Below are 25,362 nucleotides of genomic sequence, written 5' to 3'. Positions count from 1 at the left end.
GAGGAGACGACCAGCTGCTTGATGTTGAGGATCAGGTCGGTGACGTCCTCCTTGACGCCCGGCACGGTGGTGAACTCGTGCAGGACACCGTCGATGCGGATCGAGGTGACGGCGGCACCCGGGATCGAGGACAGGAGGGTACGGCGGAGGGAGTTGCCGAGGGTGTAGCCGAAGCCCGGCTCCAGCGGCTCGATCACGAACCGGGAGCGGAACTCGTCGACGACCTCTTCGGTCAACGAGGGTCGCTGAGCGATCAGCATGTGTGGATCAGATCCTTCAGTCGTGGGCGCCCGCTATATGACGCCCGACAAGACCCGTGCGCGAAAAACACGGGGGTACTGCAAGGGTACGGGCGGTACGACTCTTTGGAGCCGTACCGCCCGGAGACCTGAGCGGCCGTGCCTCAGACGCGGCGGCGCTTCGGCGGGCGGCAGCCGTTGTGCGGGGTCGGGGTGACGTCCTGGATGGAGCCGACCTCGAGGCCCGTGGCCTGCAGGGAGCGGATCGCGGTCTCACGACCGGAGCCCGGGCCCTTGACGAACACGTCGACCTTGCGCATGCCGTGCTCCTGAGCGCGGCGGGCAGCCGACTCGGCGGCCATCTGCGCGGCGAACGGCGTGGACTTCCGGGAGCCCTTGAAGCCGACGTGGCCGGCGGAGGCCCAGGAGATCACGTTGCCGGACGGGTCCGTGATCGAGACGATCGTGTTGTTGAACGTGCTCTTGATGTGCGCGTGGCCGTGAGCGACGTTCTTCTTTTCCTTGCGGCGCACCTTCTTGGCAGCGCCCTGACGACCCTTGGGGGGCATCTACTAACTCCTACGGGAGGTGGTCGGTCCTACAGCGAAGACCGTGGACAGGTGTCCGCTGCGGACTACTTCTTGCCCGGCTTCTTCTTGCCGGCGATGGCGCGACGCGGGCCCTTGCGGGTGCGGGCGTTGGTGCTGGTGCGCTGACCGCGGACAGGCAGACCGCGACGGTGACGGAGACCCTGGTAGGTGCCGATCTCGACCTTGCGGCGGATGTCGGCCTGGATCTCGCGACGGAGGTCACCCTCGGTCTTGATGTTGTTGTCGACGTACTCGCGGATCGCGACCAGCTGCTCTTCGGTCAGGTCACGAACGCGGGTGTTCGGGTCGACGCCGGTCGCAGCCAGCGTCTCCTTCGAGAGGGTCCGGCCGATGCCGAACACGTAGGTGAGGGCGATCTCCACGCGCTTGTCGCGCGGGATGTCGACACCGGAAACGCGTGCCATTCAATGGCTCCTGGTGAATCGTCGGAGGTCTTCCACAGAACCGGATCCCGGCCGCCGTACCAGGTACGAACCGGGTCCCCGGCCTCCGAACCGGGGGTGTCAAGCCTTGAGCAGACTTGGGCTCTGCGTATGAACATATTCAGCTCGCGTCGCGCGAATCTCTGCGATGGAGGTGCAGAGGGTGATGGTCGTGCGTCAGCCCTGGCGCTGCTTGTGGCGCGGGTTCTCGCAGATGACCATGACCCGGCCGTGACGGCGGATCACCCTGCACTTGTCGCAGATCTTCTTGACGCTCGGCTTGACCTTCATGGGATTGAGGTTCTCCGGGTCAGTGCCACCACCCCACCTACGGCGGGATGCGGGCAAGATCTACTTGTAGCGGTAGACGATCCGGCCACGCGTCAGGTCGTACGGAGACAGCTCCACCACGACCCGGTCGTCAGGGAGGATGCGGATGTAGTGCATACGCATCTTGCCGCTGATGTGTGCCAGGACCTGGTGGCCGTTCTGGAGCTCGACCTTGAACATGGCGTTCGGAAGAGACTCGACGACAGTGCCCTCGATCTCGATGGCACCTTGCTTCTTGGCCACGCTTCGCCCTTCGAATCGACTACCTTGATCGGCTCACGAGGGGCATGCGGACATGCGGGTGCACGAGAGCCGACGAGTCAGTCTACGTCGGCGCACCTGGAAACGCGAATCGAGGAAGTCTGCCCCATGCGGGTGATCGCTATGCGAGGGGATCGGGAGCGGCCGTGATGCCGTACTCGGCGAGCTTCGCCCTGCCCCCGTCCGGGGCCGTCAGCACCAGCGGGCCCTCGGCCGTCAGGGCCACCGAGTGCTCCCAGTGCGAGGACCAGGTGCCGTCGGTGGTGATGACCGTCCAGTCGTCCGGCAGGACCTCCGTGCGCGGGGTGCCGAGGGAGACCATCGGCTCGATCGCGAGGCAGAAGCCGGGCACCAGCTTGGGGCCCTTCCCGCGGCGCCGGTCGACGTAGTTCAGCAGGTGCGGGTCCATGTGCATCTCGGTGCCGATGCCGTGGCCGCCGTAGTCCTCGATGATCCCGTACCTGCCGCCGCCCGGCTTCGGCTGGCGGCGGATGTAGGTCTCGATCGCCCGGGAGACGTCGACCAGCCGGCTGCCCTGCTTCATGGTGGCGATACCGGCCCACATCGACTCCTCGGTGACCCGGGAGAGCTCGATCAGCTCCGGAGCGTGACCGGAGCCCACGAACGCCGTGTAGGCCGCGTCGCCGTGCCAGCCGTCCACGATCGCGCCGCAGTCGATGGAGATGATGTCGCCGTCCTTGAGGACGACCTCGTCGGACGGGATGCCGTGGACGACGACCTCGTTCACGGAGGTGCAGATGGTCGCGGGGAAACCGCCGTACCCCAGGAAGTTCGACTTCGCGCCGTGCTCGGCCAGGACCTTGCGGGCGACCTCGTCCAGGTCCTTGGTGGAGGCGCCGGGCACCGCGGCCTCACGGGTGGCCGCGTGGATGGCGGCTACGACCAGGCCCGCCGCACGCATCTTCGCGATCTGCTCGGGCGTCTTGATCTGCACCATGAGGGCCTGCGCTCTCCGTCACTCACATCGGCTGGGGATATCTGTACAACAGTACGGCCGCGGCGCCCTGGGAGACCCCTGGACGAAGCCCGGGGAAGGGCACCGCGGCCGCAGGAGCCGGGCTGTTACTGCTCGGCCTTCTCGCGCTTGAGGGCCTCCATCGACCGCCGCGTGATCTCGTCCACGGGGCCCAGGGCGGAGATCGTCACGACCAGGCCCTGCGCCTTGTAGTAGTCGATGATCGGCTCGGTCTGCGAGTGGTAGACCTCGAGCCGCGTGCGGACGGTGTCCTCGGAGTCGTCGTCGCGCTGGTACAGCTCACCACCGCAGACGTCGCACACGCCCTCCTTCTTCGGCGGGCTGTACGTCACGTGGAAGACGTGGGAGGAGTCGTTGCGGCAGATGCGCCGGCCGGCGATCCGCTTGACGACCTCGTCCTCGGGGACCTCCAGGTCGAGGACGGCGTCCAGCTTGATGCCCTCGGTCTCCAGGAGCTGGTCCAGCGCCTCCGCCTGCTTCACGTTGCGCGGGAAGCCGTCCAACAGGAAGCCGTTCACCGCGTCCGGCTGCTCCATGCGGTCCTTGGCCATCGCGATGGTGACCTCGTCCGGGACGAGGTTGCCGGCGTCCATGTAGGACTTCGCGAGCTTGCCCAGCTCGGTCTGCTGGCTGATGTTGGCCCGGAACAGGTCGCCCGTGGAGATGTGCGGGATGCCCAGCTTCTCGGCGAGGCGGACGGCTTGCGTTCCCTTACCGGCACCCGGCGGCCCGACGAGGACGATACGCATCAGCGGAGGAACCCTTCGTAATTGCGCTGCTGGAGCTGGCTCTCGATCTGCTTCACCGTCTCGAGACCGACACCCACGATGATCAGGATGCTGGTCCCGCCGAACGGGAAGTTGTTCGTCGCCCCGAACCCGACCAACGCCATTGTTGGCACGAGAGCAATCAGACCCAGATACAGCGAACCCGGCCAGGTGATCCGGTTGAGCACGTAGCTGAGGTACTCAGCGGTCGGTCGGCCAGCCCGGATGCCCGGGATGAAGCCACCATACTTCTTCATGTTGTCGGCGACTTCCTCGGGGTTGAAGGAGATCGCCACGTAGAAGAACGCGAAGAAAACGATGAGCAAGAAGTACAGAGTGATGTAAATCGGGTGGTCGCCCTTGGTCAGATTGTTCTTGACCCAGTCCGCCCAGTTCGACTTGCCCCCCGCGAACTGCGCGACCAACGCCGGGATGTAGAGCAGCGAGGAGGCGAAGATGACGGGAATCACACCCGCCTGGTTCACCTTGAGCGGGATGTACGTGGACGTACCGCCGTAGGAACGACGGCCGATCATGCGCTTGGCGTACTGCACCGGGATGCGGCGCTGGGCCTGCTCCACGAAGACGACGAGCGCGACCATGACCAGGCCGACCAGGATCACCGTGCCGAACTCGATCCAGCCACCGGCCAGGGTGCCCTGCTTCTTGATGGCCCAGACGGCGGACGGGAACGTCGCGGCGATCGAGATGAACATCAGGATCGACATGCCGTTGCCGATGCCGCGGTCGGTGATCAGCTCACCGAGCCACATCACGACGGCCGTACCGGCCGTCATGCAGATGACCATCGTGATCGTCGTGAAGATCGCCTGGTCGGGGACGATGCTCGAGGCGACCGAGCAGCCGTTGAAGAGCGCGCCGCTGCGGGCGGTGGCGACCAGGCCGGTGCCCTGCAGGATGGCGAGGGCCACCGTCAGGTAGCGGGTGTACTGGGTGATCTTCGCCGTACCGGCCTGGCCCTCCTTCTTCAGGGATTCCAGGCGCGGGATGACCACGGTCAGCAGCTGAAGGATGATGCTGGCCGTGATGTACGGCATGATGCCGAGCGCGAAGACCGTGATCTGCAGCAGCGCACCGCCGCTGAACATGTTCACGAGACCGAACAGGCCCTGGTTGGCCCCCGCCTCGGTCACGCACTGCTGGACGGCCTTGTAGTTGACGCCGGGGATCGGAATGTGGGTACCGACCCGGTAGACCACGATGATGGCCAGCGTGAAGAGCAGCTTCTTGCGCAGGTCGGGCGTCCTGAACGCCCGGGCGAACGCGGTGAGCACGGTGCCTCCTGCGACCCCCGCGCAACTGCGTCAAGGGTGACGGTCTTGAGGTTCGACGGATACAGACGAATAGCTAACGGTCAACTGCCGCTCAGGGTGCCCCATGGGAAGCACCCGGTGAAAGTAGGCAGTGCTGGCCACCTTACCGGCGAGAGCACCGCCCTAGGAACGACCGACCGGGGATACCCCTTTTGTGGAGTATCCCCGGTCGGGATCGTTCACGTCATCGAGGGACCCGAAAAACTCAGATCAGCTCGGTGACCGTACCGCCGGCGGCGGTGATCTTCTCCTTGGCGGAGCCGGAGACGGCGTCGACCGTCACCTGCAGCGCCACCGAGACCTCGCCCTGGCCGAGGACCTTGACGAGGCTGTTCTTGCGAACGGCACCCTTGGCCACCAGACCCTCGACCGTGACCTCGCCACCCTCGGGGTAGAGCGCGGCCAGCTTGTCGAGGTTCACGACCTGGTACTCGGTCTTGAACGGGTTCTTGAAGCCCTTCAGCTTCGGGAGGCGCATGTGCAGCGGCATCTGGCCACCCTCGAAGCGCTCCGGAACCTGGTAGCGGGCCTTGGTGCCCTTGGTACCACGACCGGCCGTCTTACCCTTCGACGCCTCACCACGACCCACACGGGTCTTGGCGGTCTTGGCGCCCGGGGCGGGACGGAGGTTGTGGATCTTGAGCGGGTTCTGCTCCGCCATGATCAGTCGACCTCCTCGACCGTCACGAGGTGGCGGACGGTGTGCACCATGCCGCGGAACTCGGGGCGGTCCTCCTTGACGACCTGCGTGTTGATGCCCTTGAGACCAAGGGAGCGCAGGGTGTCACGGTGGTTCTGCTTGCTGCCGATGTAGGACTTGACCTGCGTGATCTTGAGCTGCGCCATGATTACGCACCCGCCCCGGCACGCGCACGGAGAAGAGCCGCGGGGGCGACGTCCTCGAGCGGCAGACCACGGCGGGCCGCGATCTCCTCGGGACGCTGCAGGCCCTTCAGGGCCTCCACGGTCGCGTGCACGATGTTGATGGCGTTGTCGGAGCCGAGCGACTTCGACAGCACGTCGTGGATACCGGCGCACTCGAGCACGGCACGCACCGGACCACCGGCGATAACACCGGTACCCGGGGACGCGGGCTTGAGCAGCACGACGCCGGCAGCCTTCTCACCCTGGATCGGGTGCGGGATGGTGCCCTGGATACGGGGGACCTTGAAGAAGTGCTTCTTGGCCTCCTCAACGCCCTTGGCGATGGCGGCCGGCACCTCCTTGGCCTTGCCGTAACCGACACCCACGGTGCCGTCACCGTCGCCCACCACGACCAGCGCGGTGAAGCTGAAGCGACGACCACCCTTCACAACCTTGGCGACGCGGTTGATCGCGACGACGCGCTCAACGTACGCGGTCTTCTCGGCGGCAGCAGCGCCGCCGTCACGGCCCTTCCGGTCCCGCCGCTCGCCGCCACCGGCACCGCCACCGCGGCGCTGGGGTCCAGCCATTGGAATTACCTCTCTCTGTTTCCGCTAGCTACGGCAGGCTCAGAACTTGAGCCCGGCTTCGCGGGCGGCGTCCGCCAGGGCGGCGATGCGCCCGGCGTACTGGTTGCCACCACGGTCGAACACGACAGCCTCGACACCGGCGGCCTTGGCGCGCTCGGCGACCAGGGCGCCGACCTGCTTGGCCTGCGCGGACTTGTCGCCCTCGCCACCACGGACCGACGCGTCGAGCGTGGACGCGGAAGCCAGGGTGTGGCCCTTGAGGTCGTCGATCACCTGCGCCACGATGTGGCGGTTGGAGCGGGTCACGACCAGACGGGGACGCTCCGCCGTACCGGAGATCCGCTTGCGGATCCGGATGTGACGGCGCTTGATCGCGGCGCGCTTGTAGGCGTCGCCCTTGAGGATCTTCTGCCCGTATGCCATGGCTTACTTACCCGCCTTTCCGACCTTGCGGCGGATGACTTCGCCCTCGTACTTGACGCCCTTGGCCTTGTACGGGTCAGGCTTGCGCAGCTTGCGGATGTTGGCCGCAACCTCGCCGACCTTCTGCTTGTCGATGCCCTCGACCTGGAAGCGGGTCGGGGTCTCCACCTTGAAGGTGATGCCCTCGGGCGCCTCGACCGTGATCGGGTGGCTGTAGCCGAGCGCGAACTCGAGGTTCGAACCCTTGGCCGTCACGCGGTAACCGACACCGCTGATCTCGAGCTTCTTCACGTAACCCTGGGTCACGCCGGTGATCATGTTCGCCACCAGCGTGCGGGACAGGCCGTGCAGGGCCTTGTTCTGACGCTCGTCGTTCGGGCGGGTCACCTGCAGGGTGCCGTCCTCGCCCTTGACGATGTCGATCGGCGCGACAACGGTGTGGGTCAGCGTGCCCTTGGGGCCCTTGACCGAGACCGTACGGCCGTCGATGGTGACGTCCACGCCGGCGGGAACCGTGATGGGGAGCTTGCCAATACGCGACATAGCTGTTTCCTCCGTTCCCTTCCGTTACCAGACGTAGGCGAGGACTTCCCCACCCACGCCCTTCTTGCCGGCCTGCTTGTCGGTGAGGAGCCCGTGCGACGTGGAGATGATCGCCACGCCGAGGCCGCCCAGCACCTTGGGCAGGTTGGTGGACTTCGCGTACACCCGGAGACCGGGCTTGGAGATCCGCTTGATGCCCGCGATGGAGCGCTCACGGTTCGGGCCGAACTTCAGCTCGAGGACGAGGTTCTTGCCGACCTCGGCGTCCTCGACGCGCCAGCCCGTGATGAAGCCCTCCTGCTGGAGGATCTCCGCGATGTGCGACTTGATCTTCGATGCCGGCATCGTCACGGAGTCGTGGTATGCCGAGTTCGCGTTCCGCAGACGCGTAAGCATGTCTGCGATCGGATCAGTCATGGTCATGAATTGGCCTTCGGCCTCTCTCGCCGGGGTTTCCTGGTGCGCCATCCCTCTCCCCGATCCGAGACGGGACGGGTGCGGCGCGGTGGACCTACGGCGTAGTAAGTCGTACGGGCGCGGCAGACGCCCAACCCCACAAGCCTACGGCATGCGGAGAAGGGCCCCTGCCGACCCAGATGCTTACCGAGAGCTTCAGGAATCCCTGAAAGCAGGGATTACCAGGAGCTCTTGGTCACGCCCGGCAGCTCGCCACGGTGAGCCATCTCACGAAGGCACACGCGGCACAGGCCGAACTTGCGGTACACGGAGTGCGGACGGCCGCAGCGCTGGCAGCGCGTGTAGCCACGCACACCGAACTTGGGCTTGCGAGCAGCCTTAGCGATCAGAGCCTTCTTCGCCATCTCGCTCACGCCTCCTTGAACGGGAAGCCGAGGTGACGAAGGAGCGCGCGGCCCTCAGCGTCGTTGGTCGCCGTGGTGACCACGGTGATGTCCATGCCCCGGGTACGGTCGATCTTGTCCTGGTCGATCTCGTGGAACATGACCTGCTCCGTGAGACCGAAGGTGTAGTTGCCACGGCCGTCGAACTGCTTGGGGGACAGGCCGCGGAAGTCGCGGATGCGCGGCAGCGCGAGCGACAGGGTGCGGTCCAGGAACTCCCACATGCGGTCGCCACGGAGCGTGACGTGGGCACCGATCGGCTGACCCTCGCGCAGCTTGAACTGCGCGATGGACTTGCGGGCCTTGGTGACGGCCGGCTTCTGACCGGTGATGGTGGTCAGGTCGCGGATCGCGCCCTCGATCAGCTTCGAGTCACGGGCGGCGTCGCCGACACCCATGTTGACCACGATCTTGACGAGGCCGGGAACCTGCATGACGTTCTCGTACTTGAACTCGTCACGCAGCTTGCCCGCGATCTCCTCGCGGTACTTCTGCTTCAGACGCGGAGTGGTGGTGGTAGCCATCAGATGTCCTCACCCGTCCGCTTGGCAACGCGGATCTTGTTGCCCTCTTCGTCGAAGCGGTAGCCGACACGCGTGACGACCTTCTGACCGTCCTTCTCCACGACCAGCTGGACGTTGGAGACGTGGATCGGCGCCTCGGTGGTCACGATGCCGCCGGCCTGGGAACCGCGAGCGGTCGGACCGGCCTTGGTGTGCTTCTTGACCCGGTTGACACCCTCGACCAGGACACGGTCCTCGCGCGGGTAAGCGGCAATGACCTTGCCCTGCTTGCCCTTGTCCTTGCCGGTGATGACCTGGACCAGGTCGCCCTTCTTGATCTTCATGCTTACAGCACCTCCGGCGCGAGCGAGATGATCTTCATGAACTTCTTCTCGCGCAGCTCACGGCCGACCGGGCCGAAGATGCGGGTGCCGCGAGGGTCGCCGTCGTTCTTCAGAATGACGGCGGCGTTCTCGTCGAAGCGGATGTACGAGCCGTCCGGACGGCGGCGCTCCTTGACGGTGCGAACGATGACCGCCTTGACGACGTCACCTTTCTTCACGTTGCCACCGGGGATCGCGTCCTTGACGGTGGCGACGATGACGTCACCGATGCCCGCGTAGCGGCGACCGGAGCCACCGAGCACACGGATGCAAAGGATCTCCTTCGCACCAGTGTTGTCGGCGACACGCAGTCGCGACTCCTGCTGGATCACGTCTATCTCCTGATCGTCTGCCGGTTCCCGGCAGGGGCCTCAGTGCGAGGACCCCTGCCGAGCCTGGCGGAACTGACCTGCGGGTGTGTCCCGCAGGAAATTACTTGGCCTTCTCGAGGATCTCGACGACGCGCCAGCGCTTCGTCGCGGACAGCGGCCGGGTCTCCATGAGGAGGACGCGGTCGCCGACACCCGCGGCGTTCTGCTCGTCGTGCGCCTTGAGCTTGTTGGTACGGCGGATGACCTTGCCGTACAGCGCGTGCTTGACGCGGTCCTCGACGGCGACGACGACGGTCTTGTCCATCTTGTCGCTGACGACGAGACCCTCACGGGTCTTGCGGAAACCGCGGGCTTCCTGGTTCTCAGTCACGTTGCTCTCGCTCATCAGGCGTTCTCCACCGTCTCGATGCCGAGCTCACGCTCACGCATGAGGGTGTAGATCCGGGCGATGTCCTTGCGGACCGCCTTGAGACGGCCGTGGTTCTCGAGCTGCCCGGTCGCCGCCTGGAAGCGGAGGTTGAACAGCTCTTCCTTGGCCTCGCGGAGCTTCGCCAGAAGCTCCTCGTTGTCCAGCTCGCGCAGCTCGGACGCCTTGGTACCGGCCGACATCACGCTTCACCTGCCTCGCGCTTGACGATCCGGCACTTCATCGGCAGCTTGTGGGCCGCACGGGTCAGCGCCTCACGGGCGATCTTCTCGTTGGGGTACGACAGCTCGAACATGACCCGGCCCGGGTGCACGTTCGCGATCCACCACTCCGGAGAACCCTTACCGGAACCCATGCGGGTCTCGGCAGGCTTCTTGGTGAGGGGACGGTCCGGGTAGATGTTGATCCAGACCTTGCCGCCACGCTTGATGTGGCGGGTCATCGCGATACGGGCCGCCTCGATCTGACGGTTGGTCACGTATGCCGGCGTGAGGGCCTGGATGCCGTACTCGCCGAACGCAACCGTCGTACCGCCCTTGGCCTCACCGCGGCGCTTCGGGTGGTGCTGCTTGCGGTGCTTGACCCTACGGGGGATCAGCATGTCGGTCAGGCCTCCGTTCCGGTGCTCTCAGCCGGAGCGGCGGGGGCCTCGGCCTTGGGGGCCTCGGCGCCGGCAGCCTGCTGCGGCTTGCGACCGCGCCGCTCGCCACCGCGGCCACCACGGGCCGGGCGGTCTGCACCGCCACGGGCCGGGCGGTTACCCGCACGGGCCGCAGCGTTCTCGGCGCGGACCTCGGCGATGTTCTTGACGTCGCCCTTGTAGATCCAGACCTTCACACCGATGCGGCCGAAGGTCGTCTTGGCCTCGAAGAAGCCGTAGTCCACGTTCGCGCGGAGCGTGTGCAGGGGCACGCGGCCCTCGCGGTAGAACTCCGAGCGGGACATCTCGGCGCCGCCGAGGCGGCCACCGCACTGGATCTTGATGCCCTTGGCGCCGGCCTTCATCGCCGACTGCATGCTCTTACGCATGGCGCGGCGGAAGGAGACGCGGGAGGAGAGCTGCTCGGCGACGGCCTGGGCAACCAGCTGAGCGTCGGTCTCGGGGTTCTTGACCTCGAGGATGTTCAGCTGGACCTGCTTGCCCGTGAGCTTCTCGAGGTCACCGCGGATGCGGTCGGCCTCGGCGCCACGGCGGCCGATGACGATGCCCGGACGAGCGGTGTGGATGTCCACACGCACACGGTCACGGGTGCGCTCGATCTCGACCTTCGAGATGCCGGCGCGCTCCATGCCGGACGTCATCATCCGACGGATGGCGACGTCTTCCTTGACGTAGTCCTTGTACAGCTTGTCGGCGTACCAACGCGACTTGAAGTCGGTCGTGACACCGAGCCGGAACCCGTGCGGGTTTACCTTCTGGCCCATTACCGGGTTCCTTCCTTGCTGCTGACGACCACGGTGATGTGGCTGGTCCGCTTGCGGATCCGGTAGGCACGGCCCTGGGCACGCGGCCGGAACCGCTTCAGGGTCGGGCCCTCGTCGACGTACGCCTCGGAGATGTAGAGGCTGTCGGCGTCGGTGTGGTCGTAGTTGTGCGCGGCGTTGGCGATGGCGCTGTCGAGCACCTTGCCGACCGGCACGGAGGCTGCCTGCGGAGCGAATCGCAGAACAGCCTGGGCCTCCGTGGCATCCATGCCACGGATGAGGTCCACCACACGGCGGGCCTTCATGGGCGTGACGCGGATGTACCGCGCCTGGGCCCTGGCTTCCATGGTTGTCCCTTCAGAGTTACTTACGTGTCTGAATGCGATCCGCTACTAGCGGCGCTTCGACTTCCGGTCTTCCTTGACGTGGCCCCGGAAGGTGCGGGTCGGCGAGAACTCGCCGAGCTTGTGGCCGACCATCGACTCGGTGACGAACACCGGGATGTGGGTCTTGCCGTTGTGCACCGCGATCGTGTGGCCGAGCATGGCCGGGACGATCATCGAGCGACGGGACCAGGTCTTGATGACGTTCTTGGTGCCGGCTTCGTTCTGCGTGTCCACCTTCTTGATCAGGTGGTCGTCGACGAAGGGCCCCTTCTTCAAGCTACGAGGCATCTCAACCCGTCCTTAGCGCTTCTTGTTCGTCTTGCGGCGGCGGACGATGTACTTGTTCGACGCCTTCTTGGGCGAACGAGTACGGCCTTCCTTCTTGCCCCACGGGGACACAGGGTGGCGGCCACCGGAGGTCCGGCCCTCACCACCACCGTGCGGGTGGTCGACCGGGTTCATCACGACACCACGGACGGTCGGGCGGACGCCCAGCCACCGCTTACGGCCGGCCTTGCCCCAGTTGATGTTGCTCTGCTCGGCGTTGCCGACCTCGCCGATGGTGGCGCGGCAGCGGACGTCGACCAGGCGGACCTCACCGGACGGCATGCGCAGGTGGGCGTAGGCGCCCTCCTTCGCGAGCAGCTGCACGGAGGCACCGGCCGAGCGGGCGAACTTGGCGCCGCCGCCCGGACGCAGCTCGATGGCGTGCAGGGTGGTACCGACCGGGATGTTGCGCAGGGCGAGGTTGTTGCCCGGCTTGATGTCGGCCCCGGGACCGTTCTCGACGCGGTCACCCTGCTGCAGGTTGCGCGGGGCGAGGATGTAGCGCTTCTCGCCGTCGGCGTAGTGCAGCAGCGCGATGCGCGCGGTGCGGTTGGGGTCGTACTCGATGTGCGCGACCTTCGCCGGCACGCCGTCCTTGTCGTGACGACGGAAGTCGATCACGCGGTAGGCGCGCTTGTGTCCGCCACCCTGGTGGCGAACGGTCACACGACCGGCGTTGTTACGGCCGCCCTTGCTGTGCAGGGGGCGGACCAGCGACTTCTCCGGCGTGGACCGCGTGACCTCGACGAAGTCGGCGACGCTGGCGCCACGACGGCCCGGCGTAGTCGGCTTGTACTTGCGGATTCCCATTTCTCAGTCCTCGTCCGATATCGGACGATCCGACCCGCTTACGCGGTCGGACCGCCGAAGATGTCGATACGGTCGCCCTCGGCGAGGGTCACGATCGCGCGCTTGGTGGCGGCACGCTGGCCGAAGCCCGAGCGGGTCCGCTTGCGCTTGCCCTGGCGGTTGATCGTGTTGACCCCGGTGACCTTGACGTCGAAGACCGCCTGGACGGCCTGCTTGATCTGGGTCTTGTTGGCGTTCGGGTCGACGATGAACGTGTACTTGTTCTCGTCGAGGAGCGCGTAGCTCTTCTCGGAGACGACCGGCTTCAGCAGGACGTCACGGGGGTCCGTGTACGACTTGCTCAGCGGGGTCTCGACGGTGTTCTTGCCCTCGGCGGCGTGACGGCGCGCCTTGGCGACGCGCGCGGCCTTGGCGGCCTTGGCGGCCTTCGAGGCGATAGCGGGGTGACGGATGGCCATCAGACCTCGCTCCCTTCGGTGTCGTTGGCCTTCGGGCCGGCGACGAAGGACTCGAAAGCGGCCTGGGTGAAGACCACGTCGTCCGAGACGAGAACGTCGTACGTGTTCAGCTGGCCCGGCTCCAGGATGTGGACCTGGGGCAGGTTGCGGGCGGACAGCCACGCGGCCTCGTCGCTGCGCTCGACGACCAGGAGCAGGTTCTTGCGCTCCGAGATCTTGCCGAACAGCGTCTTGGCGGCCTTCGTGGAGATGTCACCCTCGACCACGCCGGAGACGACGTGGATGCGGTTGTGACGCGCCCGGTCGGTGAGGGCACCGCGCAGGGCGGCGGCCTTCATCTTCTTCGGGGTGCGCTGCGAGTAGTCGCGCGGCACGGGACCGTGCACGACGCCACCACCGGCGAACTGCGGCGCGCGGGTCGAACCCTGGCGGGCGCGACCGGTGCCCTTCTGGCGGTACGGCTTCTTGCCACCACCACGGACTTCACCGCGGGTCTTGGTCTTGTGCGTGCCCTGGCGGGCAGCGGCCAGCTGCGCGACGACGACCTGGTGGATCAGCGGAACGCTGACCTTGGCGTCGAAGATCTCCGCGGGGAGCTCGACGGAACCGGCCTTCTCGCCAGCCGGCGAAAGGATGTCAACAGTGCTCATCGGTTACCTCAGGCCCCCTTGGCCGCGGTGCGGACCAGGACGAGGCCGCCGTTCGGACCGGGAACCGCGCCCTTGATGAGCAGCAGACCCTTCTCCGCGTCAACGGCGTGGACGGTCAGGTTCTGGGTGGTGACCCGCTCGTTGCCCATGCGACCCGCCATGCGGAGGCCCTTGAACACGCGGCCCGGGGTGGCGCAGCCACCGATGGAACCGGGCGAGCGGTGCTTGCGCTGGGTGCCGTGTCCGGCGCCGAGGCCACGGAAGTTGTGGCGCTTCATGACACCGGCGAAGCCCTTGCCCTTGCTCTTGCCGGTGACGTCGACCTTCACGCCGGCCTCGAACACCTCGGCGGTGATCTCCTGGCCCAGCGTGTACTCGGAGGCGTCCGCGGTGCGGATCTCGACGAGGTGACGACGCGGGGTGACGTCGGCCTTGGCGAAGTGGCCCTTGAGGGGCTTGTTCACCTTGCGCGGGTCGATCTCGCCGAAGGCGATCTGGACCGACTCGTAGCCGTCGACGTCGTTCGTACGAACCTGGGTCACGACGTTGGGGCCGGCCTTGACGACGGTGACCGGAACAACACGGTTGTTCTCGTCCCACACCTGCGTCATGCCGAGCTTCTCGCCCAGGATGCCCTTGATCTGCTTAGCCATTCTCAGCCCACCAGCCTCAGAGCTTGATCTCGATGTCGACACCGGCCGGGAGGTCGAGTCGCATCAAAGAGTCAACGGTCTTGGGGGTCGGGTCGAGAATGTCGATCAGGCGCTTGTGCGTGCGCATCTCGAAGTGCTCGCGCGAGTCCTTGTACTTGTGCGGCGACTTGATGACGCAGTACACGTTCTTCTCAGTGGGCAGCGGCACCGGGCCCGCGACCGACGCACCAGTGCGGGTCACCGTCTCGACGATCTTCTTCGCCGAGGAGTCGATGACCTCGTGGTCGTAGGCCTTGAGCCGGATGCGGATCTTCTGTCCCGCCATGGCTACTCAGTAGTCCTGTCTCTCTTACGCTCTGGAACCCGGCGGATTCCTTCTGCTGCCTTCGTTTCTCCGACCCACGCGGTCGGGCGTGTCGCGCTCCCGCTGACACAGATGTCCCTTGTTCGAACATCCCTGCGGGGGAATGCGACGGCCCTTCCGGAACCGCGGACCGGGGACCTCGGGCCCACCGGGCGCCTGGCCGGTGCCGCGCCCACACTTCCCGGAAGATTCCCGTACGTCCGCCCCAGTGCTGCCATCAGGCAGTTAGGGCGACGAGTACTGTGGGACTCGCTTCCAGTCCTCCCGGCGGGAGGCGCGCAGCATCAACACTCGACCGAGCAACTCGGACAGTCTGCCATATAGGGCGGGGGGTCCGCCAATCGAGCCGAAGAGATTACCCCGATGGTGACGTAGGTCAAACCGGCGGCGGCCCGGGGCGGGGTGTGAAGCCCTCGGGAACATTCTGTGTCCGCCCTGCGGCCCGGGAGCCGAGCGGTCTGCTTCCACCGCGGACCTTGTGCCAGGATCACCCACACGAGATCTTTTCCGGGGGGACAGACGGCGATGACTGGCTACTGCAAGGTCGAGTTCGAGGCACTGGCCCGGCTCGTCAAGGAACTCAGCGAATGCGCGGGCGCCATGCGGACCGCCATGAAACAGCTGAAGGACATCGGCCCCACGGGCACCGGTTCCAGCGAACTGGAGGCGGCCTGCGACGAGTTCCAGGACAAATGGGGTTACGGCATCAAGCAGATCGCCAAGGCCACCGGGGGCATCACTGAGAAGGTCGCCAAGTCGGGCCAGGTCTACCAGGGCCTGGAGGATGAGATCACCGCGCTGCTGAAGTCCGTGAAGGTCGGCGAGCGGTGACCACGGTGACCGATCCCTCGGCCCCGGTCTTCCGCTTCCAGGTGCAGCCCGAGTTCCATGAGGTCCCGCTGGGCATCGGGCAGGACGAGGACGCCTTCGAAGAGCGGCTGCGGCAGTTCGCCCGCGACTATTGGGGCGAGCGGGAGGACCTGGAGCTGCAGCGCGCCCTGACCGCGGCCATGTACGGGGCGAACGCGGAGCTCCTCGTCGCCGGCGGCGCCGTCTACAACGCGCTCGGCATCTTTCCCGTCGGCGGTGGCCCGGACGGCTCCGAGCCGCCGGAGCGCATCAGCCGCGCCACGCTCACCGTCAGCGTGCGCGAGCTGGAGAATCCCGACCCGCACCTCACCGCGGCGGGCATCGCGGAGACCCTCGACAAGTCCGCCGGAAACGGTGACGGGACCGAGGTCCAGCCGATCGCTCTGCCCGCCGGTCCCGCGGTCGTGCACATCGCCGGTACCCGTGCGGTGTGGGAGCTGCCGGAAGGACCGGAAGGACTGGACGGACCGGAAGGACTGGACGGACCGGAAGGACTGGACGGACCGGAAGGGGAGACAGCGGGGGGAGGCGGCGAGCACGAGGAGTACCTGGTACGGATCGAGGTCTGGCTGCCGTTCCCCCGGGACGACCGGCTGCTGCTGCTCTGCCTGAGCACGCCCGACGTCCAGGACCTCTACCACTACCAGGCGGTCCTCGCCGACATCGCCCACACGATCACCTTCGGGCAGGACGGTGAGGCCGACGGGACCGCTTCCGCCGCCGTCCCCGCCGTCTCCCCCTTCAGCTCCTACTGACCGCGTCGAGGAGACCGATCCCATGACCACCCCGACGTACGACGCCCTCGGCTTCGATCCCGCTCCGGGCGTGCCCGCCTCGGTGCACCAGCTGGTCACCTCGCTCACCAACGTGACGAAGCAGCTGCACGACGCCCACACGACGCTGACCCGGCTGGGCAAGGCGAACGGCGCCTGGGTGGGCGAGGCGGCGACCGCCTTCGCCAAGAAGACCGGGTCCCTGCCGAAGTACCTGGCCACCGGGCACGACTCGCTCATCGACGCCACGCACGCGCTGCAGGGCTGGGAGAGCCGTCTGCGGGAGTTCCAGACACTGGCCGGCCACTACGAGCTGGAGGCCGAGGAGGCACGCAGGGCGCTGAAGGCGGCGCAGAACGACCCGGCCCTGCAGCTCGCGGGCAAGACGTTCGACACGCAGGCGGAGGCGGACCGGGCGCAGCAGCGCCTGGACAGCGCGGCCAGGCGAGTGAACCAGGCCCGCGACGAGCTGACCGCCATCATCAAGAAGGCCGAGGCTCTGCTCACCCACCACGACGAGGTAGCACACGCCGCCGCGGCAGCGATCCGCAAGGCCGCCGAGGCAGCACCGGACGAGTCCCTCCTCCACAAGCTCGGCGACATCTTCTCGGCCATCGGTGACGAGTTCAAGAAGCTTGCGAACGACCTCTGGCACTGGATCCAGAAGCACGCGGACACCATCTACAAGATCGGTGACTGGCTGAACGTGGCGGCCGCCGTGTGCGACCTGCTGGCCATCGTCTTCTCCGAGACGATCATCGGCGCCGCCGTCTTCGAGGTCCTCGCCCGGGTCCTGAACGCCGGTGCCCTCACCTTCCACAGCGTCGGCTGGGCCGCCGGGGCCAAGAAGGGCTCCTGGGCCGACATCGGGCTCGACCTCGCCGGCTTCGTGCCCTTCGGTGATCTCGTCAAGGGCGGCAAGCTCGCGTGGCAGAGCTTCCGGGGTGTGGAGATAGCGGCCGACTCCTTCAAGGCGGCCGACCGCATCGCGGAGATCGCGGGGAAGGCGAAGGGCGCGGAGGTCATCCTGGACTTCAAGAAGTCCCTGCTCGGTTCGGGGAAGGCCGTGTACCAGGCCACCGCGGACACCTTCAAGGGCCGGTTCGCCATGGCCGCGGAACGCGTGTTCAACGACGCCACGCGCTACGAACGTCCGCTGACCAGTCCCGTGAAGTTCCTGGACCAGCACATCGTCCCGAAGATCATCGATCACACTCCCCTCGGGAAGATCCCGGGTCTCGCCGATGCGGTGAAACTGGGGGAGAACGGCAAGACCTTCATCGACCCCACCTCATGGGTCTCACGCGCCCCCGAAGCGGCCTACCGCGGATACAAGCTGTACGAGTCCACGGAGAGGGCCATCTCCGACGATGTGCACGGCAAGTACGAGAAATACAAGGGCCTGCTCGATCAGGGGCTGGGAGCGCTCTGATGACCACAGTGACAAAGGGCTCGGAGCGCGCCTGGGGCGCCCGCCCGCCGAAGTCGCCCCTGCGGCTGTGGACACGCTTCTGCCTGCAGTGGGTGTGGGGGCCGCCGCTCTGGCTGCTTGCCCGTATTCCCCTGCTCTTGCTGATCGTGCTCGAAGTGGACGACATCCCGTCCTCGAACAGCGGGTTCACGCGACCACGCTGGTGGAGACGTATGTGGGTCGGCCTTGACCGGCTGCGCCTGGAACGCATAACCGACCTGCATGAACAGGAACGCGAGCTCAGGCAGTTGCTGGCGGACCACCGTCTGAACTGCGTTCCCCCGCGCCCCGGAGCGGCCCCGCCGCTGCCCTGCTCGGGCGGCGTGCATCGCCTGGCCATCGAGGACAGTTACTACCGGCTCCTGGGCGCGCGCCGAGCCTTCGACATCGCCCACGGCGAGTACGGCTGGCTCCTGGCCGAGGACGCCGAGAAGCACCTGCCGACCTGGCTGGAGCTGCGCTGCCCGGGATCGGAAGGCCGCGACCGGCGACCCACGCGATGATTGCTGCGGGCCCAGCCCGGTCGTTCCCGTCCTCCTAGGACAGCGGGCCGGCCGGGGCCACCGGGCGGGCCCGCCAGGCGGTGGGCCCCACTGCGGCCCGGGGGCCCATGCGGCGACAAGGCGGCGACGGTGGCGGCCGCGCCGGACAGCCGCGACGGCGATGACGGCCACGGATGTGGCGAACCCGGCAATGAAGCAGCCGATCCCCGCGGCGACGCTGCCGATCGTGGCCCCCACCTCGGGCTTGTCCCCCAGCGCGAACTCGGCCGGCAGCTCCGAGGTGCAGGTGAACGTGTAGTCGCCGCTGCTGCCGGGCTTCACCTCGAAGGCGCGGTCCCAGGGGCGGGACCCGGTGTGGCTCTCCGTACGGGCGGCTTCGAGGCGGTCATTGCCGTTGCTTCGGGCCGGAGCGAGGGGCCGGTCCCGGAAAAGCCGAAGAGGCCCGTACGACCGAAGTCGTACGGGCCTCCTCTAGGTCAGTCAGTGACCCTCAAGCAAGCGGAACCTACTTGACGATCTTGGTGACCTGGCCGGCGCCCACGGTGCGGCCACCCTCACGGATGGCGAACTTCAGGCCCTCCTCCATGGCGACGGGCTGGATGAGGTCCACCTTCATCTCGGTGTTGTCACCCGGCATGACCATCTCGGTGCCCTCGGGGAGGGTCACCACGCCGGTCACGTCCGTCGTACGGAAGTAGAACTGCGGGCGGTAGTTGTTGAAGAACGGCGTGTGGCGGCCACCCTCGTCCTTGGACAGGATGTAGGCCTGCGCCTCGAACTCGGTGTGCGGGGTGACCGAGCCCGGCTTGATGATGACCTGGCCGCGCTCGACGTCCTCGCGCTTGATGCCACGGAGCAGCAGACCGACGTTCTCACCGGCCTGGCCCTCGTCGAGCAGCTTGCGGAACATCTCGATGCCGGTGACCGTGGTGGAGGTCTTCTCGGTCTTGATGCCGATGATGTCGACGGTCTCGTTGACCTTCAGGACACCACGCTCGATACGGCCGGTGACGACCGTACCGCGACCGGTGATCGTGAAGACGTCCTCGATCGGCATGAGGAACGGCTTGTCGACGTCGCGCTCCGGCTGCGGGATCGACTCGTCGACGGCGTTCATCAGGTTGAGGACGGAGTCCACCCACTCCTTCTCGCCCTCGAGGGCCTTGAGAGCGGAGACCTTGACGACCGGGACGTCGTCGCCGGGGAACTCGTACTCGGAGAGGAGCTCACGGACCTCGAGCTCGACGAGCTCCAGGATCTCCTCGTCGTCCACCATGTCGGCCTTGTTCAGGGCGACGACGATGTACGGAACGCCGACCTGGCGGGCCAGGAGCACGTGCTCCTTGGTCTGCGGCATCGGGCCGTCGGTGGCGGCGACCACCAGGATCGCGCCGTCCATCTGGGCGGCACCGGTGATCATGTTCTTGATGTAGTCCGCGTGACCCGGGCAGTCGACGTGGGCGTAGTGACGCGCCTCGGTCTGGTACTCGACGTGCGCGATGGAGATGGTGATACCGCGCTGGCGCTCCTCGGGCGCCTTGTCGATGTTGTCGAACGGGGTGGCCTCGTTCAGGTCCGGGTACGCGTCGTGCAGCACCTTGGTAATGGCGGCCGTGAGGGTCGTCTTACCGTGGTCGATGTGACCGATGGTGCCGATGTTGACGTGCGGCTTAGTCCGCTCGAACTTCGCCTTCGCCACTGGGGTCCTCCTGTGGAGTGGTTCTGTACGCCTTACTTCATCGGCGCCAGGTGATCTTTGCTGTAAAGGCCCGGAACCGGGGGCAAACATCCGGTTTACGGCTGTTTGCCCCTTGAGGCTCCGGAGTCAAGCCTACGGCGTGTGAACGCTGTGCGTTACTCGCCCTTGGCCTTCGCGATGATCTCCTCGGCGACGTTCCGCGGAACCTCGGCGTAGGAGTCGAACTGCATGGAGTAGCTGGCGCGGCCGGACGTCTTGCTGCGCAGGTCGCCGACGTAGCCGAACATCTCCGAAAGGGGCACGAGGCCCTTCACGACGCGGGCACCGGCCCGCTCCTCCATGGCCTGGATCTGGCCACGGCGGGAGTTGATGTCGCCGATGACCTCACCCATGTAGTCCTCGGGCGTGGTGACCTCGACGGCCATCATCGGCTCGAGCAGCACGGGGCTGGCCTTGCGCGCGGCCTCCTTGAAGGCCTGCGAACCGGCGATCTTGAAGGCGAGCTCGGAGGAGTCGACCTCGTGGTAGGCACCGTCGTGGAGGATGACGCGCACGCCGGTCATCTCGTAACCGGCGAGGATGCCGAACTGCATGGCCTCCTGCGCACCGGCGTCGACCGAAGGGATGTACTCCTTCGGGATACGACCACCGGTCACCTTGTTCACGAACTCGTACGAGGTGTCGCCACCCTCGAGCGGCTCGATGCCGATCTGCACCTTCGCGAACTGACCGGTACCACCGGTCTGCTTCTTGTGGGTGAAGTCGACGCGCTCGACGGCCTTGCGGATCGTCTCGCGGTAGGCCACCTGCGGCTTGCCGACGTTGGCCTCGACCTTGAACTCACGGCGCATACGGTCGACCAGCACCTCGAGGTGCAGCTCGCCCATACCACCGATGATGGTCTGGCCGGTCTCCTCGTCCGAGTGGACCTGGAAGGACGGGTCCTCCTCGGCCAGGCGCTGGATCGCGACGCCCAGCTTCTCCTGGTCGCCCTTCGACTTGGGCTCGATGGCGACCTGGATGACCGGCGCCGGGAAGTCCATGGACTCCAGGATGACCGGGTTCTTGTCGTCGGCCAGCGTCTCACCGGTGGTGGTCTGCTTCAGGCCCATGACGGCGACGATGTCGCCGGCGCCCACCGACTCGATCTCCTCACGCTTGTTGGCGTGCATGCGGTAGATCTTGCCGATGCGCTCCTTCTTGCCCTTGACGGAGTTCAGCACCGAAGAGCCGGACTCCAGGCGGCCCGAGTACACCCGGACGAAGGTGAGCTTGCCGAGGTGCGGGTCGCTCATGATCTTGAACGCCAGCGCCGACAGCGGCTCGTCGTCGGACGGCTTGCGCTTGACGACGACCTCGGGGTCCTTGACGTCGTGGCCCTCGATGGCCTCGATGTCGACCGGGGACGGCAGGTAGCGCACGACCGCGTCGAGCAGGGGCTGGACGCCCTTGTTCTTGAACGCGGTGCCGCAGAACACCGGGGTGATGGTGGTGCCGGTGCCCTTGCCGGAGGCGATGGTGATACGACGGATCGCGGCGTACAGCTGCTCCTCGGTGGGCTCCTCGCCCTCCAGGAACAGCTCCATGATCTCTTCGTCGTTCTCGGCGACGGCCTCGACCAGCTTGCCGCGCCACTCCTCGGCGGCCTCGACGTGGGTGTCGGGGATGTCGACGACGTCGTACATCTCACCCTTGGTGGCCTCGGCGGACCACACGAGCGCCTTCATGCGGACCAGGTCCACGACGCCCTTGAAGTCGGCCTCGGCACCGATCGGGAGCTGCATGACGATCGGCTGCGCACCCAGGCGGTCGACGATCATGTCGACGCAGCGGTGGAACTCGGCACCGGTGCGGTCGAGCTTGTTGACGAAGCAGATACGCGGAACGCCGTAGCGGTCCGCCTGACGCCACACCGTCTCGGACTGGGGCTCAACGCCGGCGACGCCGTCGAACACCGTCACAGCACCGTCGAGCACGCGCAGGGAGCGCTCCACCTCGACGGTGAAGTCGACGTGACCCGGCGTGTCGATGATGTTGATGGTGTGGTCGACGTCTTCCAGCGGCCAGTGGCAGGTGGTGGCAGCAGAGGTGATCGTGATGCCACGCTCCTGCTCCTGCTCCATCCAGTCCATGGTGGCAGCGCCGTCGTGGACCTCACCGATCTTGTACGAAACGCCGGTGTAGAACAGGATCCGCTCGGTGGTGGTCGTCTTGCCCGCGTCGATGTGGGCCATGATGCCGATGTTGCGCACCTTGGCCAGGTCAAGCGAAGTGGTAGCCATAAGGCTTCAGTCTTCTCTCGGTCTCGATGTGGACTGCGACTACCAGCGGTAGTGCGCGAAGGCCTTGTTGGACTCGGCCATCTTGTGCGTGTCCTCGCGCTTCTTCACAGCGGCACCGAGGCCGTTGGAAGCGTCGAGGAGCTCGTTGAGCAGACGCTCGGTCATGGTCTTCTCGCGACGGGCGCGGGAGTATCCGACCAGCCAGCGCAGCGCCAGGGTGTTGGCACGGCCGGGCTTGACCTCGACCGGGACCTGGTAGGTGGCGCCACCGACACGGCGGGACTTGACCTCGAGGGTCGGCTTGATGTTCTCGAGAGCGCGCTTCAGCGTGATGACCGGGTCGTTGCCGGTCTTGTCGCGCAGGCCCTCCATGGCGCCGTAGACGATGCGCTCGGCGGTGGAGCGCTTGCCGTTCAGCAGCACCTTGTTGATCAGGGAGGTCACCAGAGGAGAACCGTAGACCGGGTCGATGATGACCGGGCGCTTCGGGGCGGGGCCCTTACGAGGCATTCTTACTTCTCCTTCTTGGCGCCGTAACGGCTGCGAGCCTGCTTGCGGTTCTTGACACCCTGGGTGTCGAGCGAGCCACGGATGATCTTGTAGCGAACACCCGGCAGGTCCTTCACACGGCCGCCGCGCACGAGCACGATGGAGTGCTCCTGCAGGTTGTGTCCCTCACCCGGAATGTAAGCGGTGACCTCGATGCCGCTGGTCAGACGCACACGCGCGACCTTGCGGAGGGCCGAGTTCGGCTTCTTCGGGGTGGTCGTGAACACACGCGTGCAGACGCCACGACGCTGAGGGGAACCCTCGAGTGCGGGCGTCTTGTTCTTCTCGACCTTGTCCTGCCGGCCCTTGCGGACCAGCTGCTGGATCGTAGGCACTACTTCTCCGGTTTCTGTGTGCCGATGGGTACAGCTAACCTGGAACGTCGCCGACCCACGCGGTCGGGTGTGTCGAATCCGGCGGACTCCCGCCGCGAGGCGAAAACAGCACAGATTACGGTGGCCGCACACGACTCGCCGTGCGGTTGAAGGCACACACGAGAGCCAGGGCACACCCCAGGCACAAGGTCTGAGCGTACCTACCTCATTCGCTGTGGTCAAAACAAATGGGGCGCGGCCGCATCACCATGCGGGCCATGTCAAGACCCCGTGCCGTACGTGATCTTCGAATCCACGGCCGGTGTTCTTCGCATCGCCCGGTCCGCGCAGGTCAGCCCGACGTCGCCAGTCCCGCCACGATGAGAAGGGTGAGGATCACCGCCCACCCGGCGACCGACAGCCAGCCGAGCACCAGGCCGGTCACCGCGAAGCCCTCGCCCCTCTCCCCGCTGCGCCGGATCTCACCGCGGGCCGAGTGACCGAGGACGACCGCGGGGATCCCGGTGAGACCGGCGGTGAAGAAGGTGAGCAGCCCGCAGACCATGGAGCCGACCGCCTTGCCGTTCGTGGGCGCGGGGGCATGCCAGAAGGTCGGCGGGACGGGCACGGCGCTCTGATGGAACGGACCGGGGCCCTGGGGCAGGTCGGCGACGAGGAGCGCCAGCTCCGCCACCGTGCGTGCCGCGTAGGCGCGCGAGACCCGCTTCTCGAACTCGGGCTGCTCCAGCCGTCCCTCGCCGTACCCCGCTCTGAGCACGTCCACGGCGCGCTCGCGGTCGGCGTGCGAGGCCAGCAGAGTCGGCGGCACGCCCGGCCCTGCCCAGGGCTGCGGAGCGCCCCCGCCCGGCCAGGGCTGCCACGGCTGCGGCGGATTGGACACCGGCACCTCCCCGTACCCCGACTGCCACCATCATGCGCCGTACCGGCCCTCCCGGGACAGATGACCCGACCCGGAGAAAACCCGGAGACGGCCGGCGACGTGAGCGTTTCACGCCGTTGGCCGATTCGCGCTCTTTTGGATCCGGAGGTCTCGCACTTTCAGTACGTTGATCCGCTGCGAGGGGATTCGGGGGATGAGCGTGACGTGGACGGCCGTGTACTCACCGGACGACGGAAGCCTGGACGACCGGGTGCCCTTTCTGGCGCGGCTGGAGAGCGGGGACCGCTCGGCACTGCTCGCGCTCGGCCGGCGGCTGGACTTCACGGCGCGCATGGTCCTCATCCACCAGCACGAGCCCTCCTCCCACGTCCTCTTCCTGGTGGACGGCTGGACCAAGGTCACGGCCTCGGCGGCCAACGGATACGAGGCACTGCTCGCGCTACGCGGACCCGGCGACATCGTCGGCGAGTCGGCGGCGCTCACCGGGCGGCCGCGGTCGGCGACGGTGACCGCGCTGGAGCCGGTGCGGGCGGTCGCCGTGGAGCACGAGCGCTTCCGGGACTTCCTGGGCGGCTCCCCCGCCGTCTCCTTCGCCCTCCTCGGCCTGACCGCGGACCGCACCCGCGCGGCCGACCGGCGCCGGCTGGAGTTCGCGTCGATGAGCGTGCGGGAGCGACTCGCCGTCCTCCTGCTGGACCTGGCCCGCACCCACGGCCGGCGTACCGAGGAGGGCGTCGAGCTCGCCGTGCCCCTGAGCAAGCAGGAGCTAGCGGGTTCGGTGGGCGCGTCCCGGGAGATGGTGCAGCGGCTGCTGCGGGAACTGCGCGACAAGGAAGCGGTGGTCACCGGCCGCCGGACCCTGCTGATACGGCGTCCGGACGTGCTGCGGCGGATCGCGGCGACGGAGCCCGCGCCGGGGATCCCCGCACCGCAGCGGCCGCGAGAGGAGTGACACCGCCCTCCTCGGGGGCCCTTCTGTGCACACGGTCACACAACGAGTGGGTCATACGCCCTCACCACCCCGGTCACACCGGCGCCACT

General features: G+C 66.9%; 38 protein-coding genes and 1 pseudogene. 5 read left to right on the top strand and 34 right to left on the bottom strand.

What is annotated here, in order from left to right; genetic code table 11:
- The 29 genes and pseudogenes from ABZ919_RS26095 to rpsJ all read right to left on the bottom strand — a co-directional run.
- Positions 1-260 (bottom strand): annotated as a pseudogene (locus ABZ919_RS26095) (DNA-directed RNA polymerase subunit alpha); the annotation flags it as partial.
- Between the two features lie 143 nt (positions 261-403).
- A complete protein-coding gene (rpsK, locus tag ABZ919_RS26090) occupies positions 404-808 on the bottom strand; it encodes a 30S ribosomal protein S11 (protein WP_003956432.1) in 405 nt (134 codons plus the stop codon).
- A gap of 65 nt (positions 809-873) precedes the next feature.
- Entirely contained in the window at positions 874-1,254 is a 381-nt protein-coding gene (gene rpsM, locus ABZ919_RS26085; RefSeq protein ID WP_030641206.1) for a 30S ribosomal protein S13, read from the bottom strand.
- A gap of 195 nt (positions 1,255-1,449) precedes the next feature.
- Positions 1,450-1,563: a 50S ribosomal protein L36 gene (gene rpmJ / locus ABZ919_RS26080; RefSeq protein WP_003998809.1), complete on the bottom strand. Its 114-nt coding sequence runs from the start codon at positions 1,561-1,563 to the stop codon at positions 1,450-1,452.
- A gap of 60 nt (positions 1,564-1,623) precedes the next feature.
- Positions 1,624-1,845, bottom strand: a complete 222-nt coding sequence (gene infA / locus ABZ919_RS26075) for a translation initiation factor IF-1 (protein WP_003948620.1) — start codon at positions 1,843-1,845, stop codon at positions 1,624-1,626.
- A 139-nt stretch (positions 1,846-1,984) separates the two neighbouring features.
- Positions 1,985-2,821 (bottom strand): type I methionyl aminopeptidase, encoded by an 837-nt coding sequence (gene map / locus ABZ919_RS26070; RefSeq protein WP_361252276.1) that lies wholly within the window; start codon positions 2,819-2,821, stop codon positions 1,985-1,987.
- A gap of 125 nt (positions 2,822-2,946) precedes the next feature.
- Positions 2,947-3,609, bottom strand: a complete 663-nt coding sequence (locus tag ABZ919_RS26065) for an adenylate kinase (protein WP_361252273.1) — start codon at positions 3,607-3,609, stop codon at positions 2,947-2,949.
- Positions 3,609-4,922 (bottom strand): preprotein translocase subunit SecY, encoded by a 1,314-nt coding sequence (gene secY, locus ABZ919_RS26060; RefSeq protein ID WP_361252270.1) that lies wholly within the window; start codon positions 4,920-4,922, stop codon positions 3,609-3,611. The genes ABZ919_RS26065 and secY overlap by 1 nt, the downstream gene beginning before the upstream one ends.
- Positions 4,923-5,166: 244 nt before the next feature.
- Positions 5,167-5,622 carry a 50S ribosomal protein L15 gene (gene rplO / locus ABZ919_RS26055; protein WP_094215509.1) on the bottom strand — a complete coding sequence of 152 codons (456 nt, stop codon included), beginning with the start codon at positions 5,620-5,622 and terminating at the stop codon, positions 5,167-5,169.
- A gap of 2 nt (positions 5,623-5,624) precedes the next feature.
- The gene (gene rpmD / locus ABZ919_RS26050; protein WP_003974250.1) at positions 5,625-5,807 is read right to left on the bottom strand and encodes a 50S ribosomal protein L30; all 183 of its coding nucleotides are present in this window, start codon (positions 5,805-5,807) and stop codon (positions 5,625-5,627) included.
- A gap of 2 nt (positions 5,808-5,809) precedes the next feature.
- Positions 5,810-6,415 carry a 30S ribosomal protein S5 gene (gene rpsE, locus ABZ919_RS26045; RefSeq protein WP_009190144.1) on the bottom strand — a complete coding sequence of 202 codons (606 nt, stop codon included), beginning with the start codon at positions 6,413-6,415 and terminating at the stop codon, positions 5,810-5,812.
- Positions 6,416-6,454: 39 nt separating this feature from the next.
- Positions 6,455-6,838, bottom strand: a complete 384-nt coding sequence (gene rplR, locus ABZ919_RS26040; RefSeq protein ID WP_100827758.1) for a 50S ribosomal protein L18 — start codon at positions 6,836-6,838, stop codon at positions 6,455-6,457.
- A 3-nt stretch (positions 6,839-6,841) separates the two neighbouring features.
- Positions 6,842-7,381, bottom strand: a complete 540-nt coding sequence (gene rplF / locus ABZ919_RS26035; protein WP_361252267.1) for a 50S ribosomal protein L6 — start codon at positions 7,379-7,381, stop codon at positions 6,842-6,844.
- A gap of 24 nt (positions 7,382-7,405) precedes the next feature.
- A complete protein-coding gene (gene rpsH, locus ABZ919_RS26030) occupies positions 7,406-7,804 on the bottom strand; it encodes a 30S ribosomal protein S8 (protein WP_030046382.1) in 399 nt (132 codons plus the stop codon).
- A gap of 212 nt (positions 7,805-8,016) precedes the next feature.
- Positions 8,017-8,202 (bottom strand): type Z 30S ribosomal protein S14, encoded by a 186-nt coding sequence (locus ABZ919_RS26025; protein WP_003948630.1) that lies wholly within the window; start codon positions 8,200-8,202, stop codon positions 8,017-8,019.
- A gap of 5 nt (positions 8,203-8,207) precedes the next feature.
- A complete protein-coding gene (rplE, locus tag ABZ919_RS26020) occupies positions 8,208-8,765 on the bottom strand; it encodes a 50S ribosomal protein L5 (protein WP_061920719.1) in 558 nt (185 codons plus the stop codon).
- The gene (rplX, locus tag ABZ919_RS26015) at positions 8,765-9,088 is read right to left on the bottom strand and encodes a 50S ribosomal protein L24 (protein ID WP_361252263.1); all 324 of its coding nucleotides are present in this window, start codon (positions 9,086-9,088) and stop codon (positions 8,765-8,767) included. The genes rplE and rplX overlap by 1 nt, the downstream gene beginning before the upstream one ends.
- Before the next feature lie 2 nt (positions 9,089-9,090).
- Entirely contained in the window at positions 9,091-9,459 is a 369-nt protein-coding gene (rplN, locus tag ABZ919_RS26010; RefSeq protein WP_003998823.1) for a 50S ribosomal protein L14, read from the bottom strand.
- Positions 9,460-9,559: 100 nt separating this feature from the next.
- Entirely contained in the window at positions 9,560-9,844 is a 285-nt protein-coding gene (gene rpsQ, locus ABZ919_RS26005) for a 30S ribosomal protein S17 (protein ID WP_361252259.1), read from the bottom strand.
- Entirely contained in the window at positions 9,844-10,068 is a 225-nt protein-coding gene (gene rpmC / locus ABZ919_RS26000) for a 50S ribosomal protein L29 (RefSeq protein WP_161226990.1), read from the bottom strand. Before rpmC ends, rpsQ begins: the two co-directional genes overlap by 1 nt.
- Positions 10,068-10,487 carry a 50S ribosomal protein L16 gene (gene rplP / locus ABZ919_RS25995; protein WP_030788270.1) on the bottom strand — a complete coding sequence of 140 codons (420 nt, stop codon included), beginning with the start codon at positions 10,485-10,487 and terminating at the stop codon, positions 10,068-10,070. The genes rpmC and rplP overlap by 1 nt, the downstream gene beginning before the upstream one ends.
- 5 nt (positions 10,488-10,492) lie before the next feature.
- Positions 10,493-11,311 carry a 30S ribosomal protein S3 gene (gene rpsC, locus ABZ919_RS25990; RefSeq protein ID WP_055706471.1) on the bottom strand — a complete coding sequence of 273 codons (819 nt, stop codon included), beginning with the start codon at positions 11,309-11,311 and terminating at the stop codon, positions 10,493-10,495.
- Positions 11,311-11,658 (bottom strand): 50S ribosomal protein L22, encoded by a 348-nt coding sequence (gene rplV / locus ABZ919_RS25985; protein WP_019329637.1) that lies wholly within the window; start codon positions 11,656-11,658, stop codon positions 11,311-11,313. The genes rpsC and rplV overlap by 1 nt, the downstream gene beginning before the upstream one ends.
- Before the next feature lie 45 nt (positions 11,659-11,703).
- Entirely contained in the window at positions 11,704-11,985 is a 282-nt protein-coding gene (gene rpsS, locus ABZ919_RS25980) for a 30S ribosomal protein S19 (protein ID WP_073753479.1), read from the bottom strand.
- 12 nt (positions 11,986-11,997) lie between these two features.
- The gene (gene rplB, locus ABZ919_RS25975) at positions 11,998-12,834 is read right to left on the bottom strand and encodes a 50S ribosomal protein L2 (RefSeq protein WP_361252253.1); all 837 of its coding nucleotides are present in this window, start codon (positions 12,832-12,834) and stop codon (positions 11,998-12,000) included.
- A gap of 38 nt (positions 12,835-12,872) precedes the next feature.
- A complete protein-coding gene (rplW, locus tag ABZ919_RS25970) occupies positions 12,873-13,292 on the bottom strand; it encodes a 50S ribosomal protein L23 (protein ID WP_361252251.1) in 420 nt (139 codons plus the stop codon).
- The gene (gene rplD / locus ABZ919_RS25965; RefSeq protein WP_361252249.1) at positions 13,292-13,942 is read right to left on the bottom strand and encodes a 50S ribosomal protein L4; all 651 of its coding nucleotides are present in this window, start codon (positions 13,940-13,942) and stop codon (positions 13,292-13,294) included. The genes rplW and rplD overlap by 1 nt, the downstream gene beginning before the upstream one ends.
- A gap of 8 nt (positions 13,943-13,950) precedes the next feature.
- Positions 13,951-14,595 carry a 50S ribosomal protein L3 gene (gene rplC / locus ABZ919_RS25960; RefSeq protein ID WP_014674369.1) on the bottom strand — a complete coding sequence of 215 codons (645 nt, stop codon included), beginning with the start codon at positions 14,593-14,595 and terminating at the stop codon, positions 13,951-13,953.
- A 16-nt stretch (positions 14,596-14,611) separates the two neighbouring features.
- Complete coding sequence (gene rpsJ, locus ABZ919_RS25955; RefSeq protein ID WP_003948644.1) at positions 14,612-14,920, bottom strand: 30S ribosomal protein S10; 309 nt, start codon at positions 14,918-14,920, stop codon at positions 14,612-14,614.
- A 564-nt stretch (positions 14,921-15,484) separates the two neighbouring features.
- On the opposite strand from rpsJ, the gene ABZ919_RS25950 reads away from it, so the two are divergent.
- From ABZ919_RS25950 to ABZ919_RS25935, 4 genes are read left to right on the top strand one after another with little or no spacing between them, the layout of a single operon-like run.
- Positions 15,485-15,790, top strand: coding sequence for a hypothetical protein (locus ABZ919_RS25950; protein ID WP_361252246.1), 306 nt, complete (start codon positions 15,485-15,487; stop codon positions 15,788-15,790).
- Positions 15,787-16,584, top strand: coding sequence for a hypothetical protein (locus ABZ919_RS25945; protein WP_361252243.1), 798 nt, complete (start codon positions 15,787-15,789; stop codon positions 16,582-16,584). The genes ABZ919_RS25950 and ABZ919_RS25945 overlap by 4 nt, the downstream gene beginning before the upstream one ends.
- 22 nt (positions 16,585-16,606) lie before the next feature.
- Positions 16,607-18,034 (top strand): putative T7SS-secreted protein, encoded by a 1,428-nt coding sequence (locus tag ABZ919_RS25940; protein ID WP_361252240.1) that lies wholly within the window; start codon positions 16,607-16,609, stop codon positions 18,032-18,034.
- Complete coding sequence (locus ABZ919_RS25935) at positions 18,034-18,576, top strand: hypothetical protein (protein ID WP_361252237.1); 543 nt, start codon at positions 18,034-18,036, stop codon at positions 18,574-18,576. Before ABZ919_RS25940 ends, ABZ919_RS25935 begins: the two co-directional genes overlap by 1 nt.
- Before the next feature lie 505 nt (positions 18,577-19,081).
- Here the strand turns inward: ABZ919_RS25935 and tuf are convergent.
- From tuf to ABZ919_RS25910, 5 genes are all read right to left on the bottom strand, one after another.
- The gene (tuf, locus tag ABZ919_RS25930) at positions 19,082-20,275 is read right to left on the bottom strand and encodes an elongation factor Tu (protein ID WP_225824999.1); all 1,194 of its coding nucleotides are present in this window, start codon (positions 20,273-20,275) and stop codon (positions 19,082-19,084) included.
- A 155-nt stretch (positions 20,276-20,430) separates the two neighbouring features.
- A complete protein-coding gene (gene fusA / locus ABZ919_RS25925) occupies positions 20,431-22,557 on the bottom strand; it encodes an elongation factor G (RefSeq protein WP_361252235.1) in 2,127 nt (708 codons plus the stop codon).
- Positions 22,558-22,596: 39 nt separating this feature from the next.
- Positions 22,597-23,067, bottom strand: a complete 471-nt coding sequence (gene rpsG / locus ABZ919_RS25920) for a 30S ribosomal protein S7 (protein ID WP_009330725.1) — start codon at positions 23,065-23,067, stop codon at positions 22,597-22,599.
- 2 nt (positions 23,068-23,069) lie between these two features.
- On the bottom strand, positions 23,070-23,441 hold the full coding sequence (gene rpsL / locus ABZ919_RS25915; protein WP_003948652.1) for a 30S ribosomal protein S12: 372 nt from the start codon (positions 23,439-23,441) through the stop codon (positions 23,070-23,072).
- Positions 23,442-23,772: 331 nt separating this feature from the next.
- On the bottom strand, positions 23,773-24,321 hold the full coding sequence (locus ABZ919_RS25910; RefSeq protein WP_361252233.1) for a DUF1707 and DUF4190 domain-containing protein: 549 nt from the start codon (positions 24,319-24,321) through the stop codon (positions 23,773-23,775).
- 193 nt (positions 24,322-24,514) lie between these two features.
- On the opposite strand from ABZ919_RS25910, the gene ABZ919_RS25905 reads away from it, so the two are divergent.
- The gene (locus tag ABZ919_RS25905; protein WP_361252230.1) at positions 24,515-25,273 is read left to right on the top strand and encodes a Crp/Fnr family transcriptional regulator; all 759 of its coding nucleotides are present in this window, start codon (positions 24,515-24,517) and stop codon (positions 25,271-25,273) included.
- The last annotated feature ends 89 nt before the right edge of the window (positions 25,274-25,362 follow it).

Origin of the sequence: Streptomyces sp. NPDC046759, assembly GCF_040645475.1 — a bacterium.
GTDB lineage: Bacteria > Actinomycetota > Actinomycetes > Streptomycetales > Streptomycetaceae > Streptomyces.
Note: the sequence above shows the minus strand (reverse complement) of the source record. Positions and strands in the feature narration are given on the sequence as shown.

What these genes read in the sequence shown, in the direction of transcription:
- rpmC (WP_161226990.1), bottom strand. Translation starts at nt 10,068, where the DNA reads ATGTCGGCCGGTACCAAGGCGTCCGAGCTGCGCGAGCTGGACAACGAG.
- rplF (WP_361252267.1), bottom strand. Translation starts at nt 7,381, where the DNA reads ATGTCGCGTATTGGCAAGCTCCCCATCACGGTTCCCGCCGGCGTGGAC.
- rplE (WP_061920719.1), bottom strand. Translation starts at nt 8,765, where the DNA reads ATGGCTACCACCACCACTCCGCGTCTGAAGCAGAAGTACCGCGAGGAG.
- rplO (WP_094215509.1), bottom strand. Translation starts at nt 5,622, where the DNA reads ATGGCGGAGCAGAACCCGCTCAAGATCCACAACCTCCGTCCCGCCCCG.
- rpmJ (WP_003998809.1), bottom strand. Translation starts at nt 1,563, where the DNA reads ATGAAGGTCAAGCCGAGCGTCAAGAAGATCTGCGACAAGTGCAGGGTG.
- rpsM (WP_030641206.1), bottom strand. Translation starts at nt 1,254, where the DNA reads ATGGCACGCGTTTCCGGTGTCGACATCCCGCGCGACAAGCGCGTGGAG.
- ABZ919_RS25950 (WP_361252246.1), top strand. Translation starts at nt 15,485, where the DNA reads ATGACTGGCTACTGCAAGGTCGAGTTCGAGGCACTGGCCCGGCTCGTC.
- map (WP_361252276.1), bottom strand. Translation starts at nt 2,821, where the DNA reads ATGGTGCAGATCAAGACGCCCGAGCAGATCGCGAAGATGCGTGCGGCG.
- rpsH (WP_030046382.1), bottom strand. Translation starts at nt 7,804, where the DNA reads ATGACCATGACTGATCCGATCGCAGACATGCTTACGCGTCTGCGGAAC.
- ABZ919_RS25905 (WP_361252230.1), top strand. Translation starts at nt 24,515, where the DNA reads ATGAGCGTGACGTGGACGGCCGTGTACTCACCGGACGACGGAAGCCTG.
- rplB (WP_361252253.1), bottom strand. Translation starts at nt 12,834, where the DNA reads ATGGGAATCCGCAAGTACAAGCCGACTACGCCGGGCCGTCGTGGCGCC.
- rplR (WP_100827758.1), bottom strand. Translation starts at nt 6,838, where the DNA reads ATGGCATACGGGCAGAAGATCCTCAAGGGCGACGCCTACAAGCGCGCC.
- ABZ919_RS26065 (WP_361252273.1), bottom strand. Translation starts at nt 3,609, where the DNA reads ATGCGTATCGTCCTCGTCGGGCCGCCGGGTGCCGGTAAGGGAACGCAA.
- rplC (WP_014674369.1), bottom strand. Translation starts at nt 14,595, where the DNA reads ATGGCTAAGCAGATCAAGGGCATCCTGGGCGAGAAGCTCGGCATGACG.
- rplX (WP_361252263.1), bottom strand. Translation starts at nt 9,088, where the DNA reads ATGAAGATCAAGAAGGGCGACCTGGTCCAGGTCATCACCGGCAAGGAC.
- fusA (WP_361252235.1), bottom strand. Translation starts at nt 22,557, where the DNA reads ATGGCTACCACTTCGCTTGACCTGGCCAAGGTGCGCAACATCGGCATC.
- ABZ919_RS25940 (WP_361252240.1), top strand. Translation starts at nt 16,607, where the DNA reads ATGACCACCCCGACGTACGACGCCCTCGGCTTCGATCCCGCTCCGGGC.
- rplV (WP_019329637.1), bottom strand. Translation starts at nt 11,658, where the DNA reads ATGGAAGCCAGGGCCCAGGCGCGGTACATCCGCGTCACGCCCATGAAG.
- rpmD (WP_003974250.1), bottom strand. Translation starts at nt 5,807, where the DNA reads ATGGCGCAGCTCAAGATCACGCAGGTCAAGTCCTACATCGGCAGCAAG.
- rplP (WP_030788270.1), bottom strand. Translation starts at nt 10,487, where the DNA reads ATGCTGATCCCCCGTAGGGTCAAGCACCGCAAGCAGCACCACCCGAAG.
- rpsG (WP_009330725.1), bottom strand. Translation starts at nt 23,067, where the DNA reads ATGCCTCGTAAGGGCCCCGCCCCGAAGCGCCCGGTCATCATCGACCCG.
- rpsC (WP_055706471.1), bottom strand. Translation starts at nt 11,311, where the DNA reads ATGGGCCAGAAGGTAAACCCGCACGGGTTCCGGCTCGGTGTCACGACC.
- ABZ919_RS26025 (WP_003948630.1), bottom strand. Translation starts at nt 8,202, where the DNA reads ATGGCGAAGAAGGCTCTGATCGCTAAGGCTGCTCGCAAGCCCAAGTTC.
- rpsS (WP_073753479.1), bottom strand. Translation starts at nt 11,985, where the DNA reads ATGCCTCGTAGCTTGAAGAAGGGGCCCTTCGTCGACGACCACCTGATC.
- rplD (WP_361252249.1), bottom strand. Translation starts at nt 13,942, where the DNA reads ATGAGCACTGTTGACATCCTTTCGCCGGCTGGCGAGAAGGCCGGTTCC.
- rplW (WP_361252251.1), bottom strand. Translation starts at nt 13,292, where the DNA reads ATGGCCATCCGTCACCCCGCTATCGCCTCGAAGGCCGCCAAGGCCGCC.
- rpsE (WP_009190144.1), bottom strand. Translation starts at nt 6,415, where the DNA reads ATGGCTGGACCCCAGCGCCGCGGTGGCGGTGCCGGTGGCGGCGAGCGG.
- ABZ919_RS25935 (WP_361252237.1), top strand. Translation starts at nt 18,034, where the DNA reads ATGACCACAGTGACAAAGGGCTCGGAGCGCGCCTGGGGCGCCCGCCCG.
- rpsQ (WP_361252259.1), bottom strand. Translation starts at nt 9,844, where the DNA reads ATGAGCGAGAGCAACGTGACTGAGAACCAGGAAGCCCGCGGTTTCCGC.
- rpsK (WP_003956432.1), bottom strand. Translation starts at nt 808, where the DNA reads ATGCCCCCCAAGGGTCGTCAGGGCGCTGCCAAGAAGGTGCGCCGCAAG.
- rpsJ (WP_003948644.1), bottom strand. Translation starts at nt 14,920, where the DNA reads ATGGCGGGACAGAAGATCCGCATCCGGCTCAAGGCCTACGACCACGAG.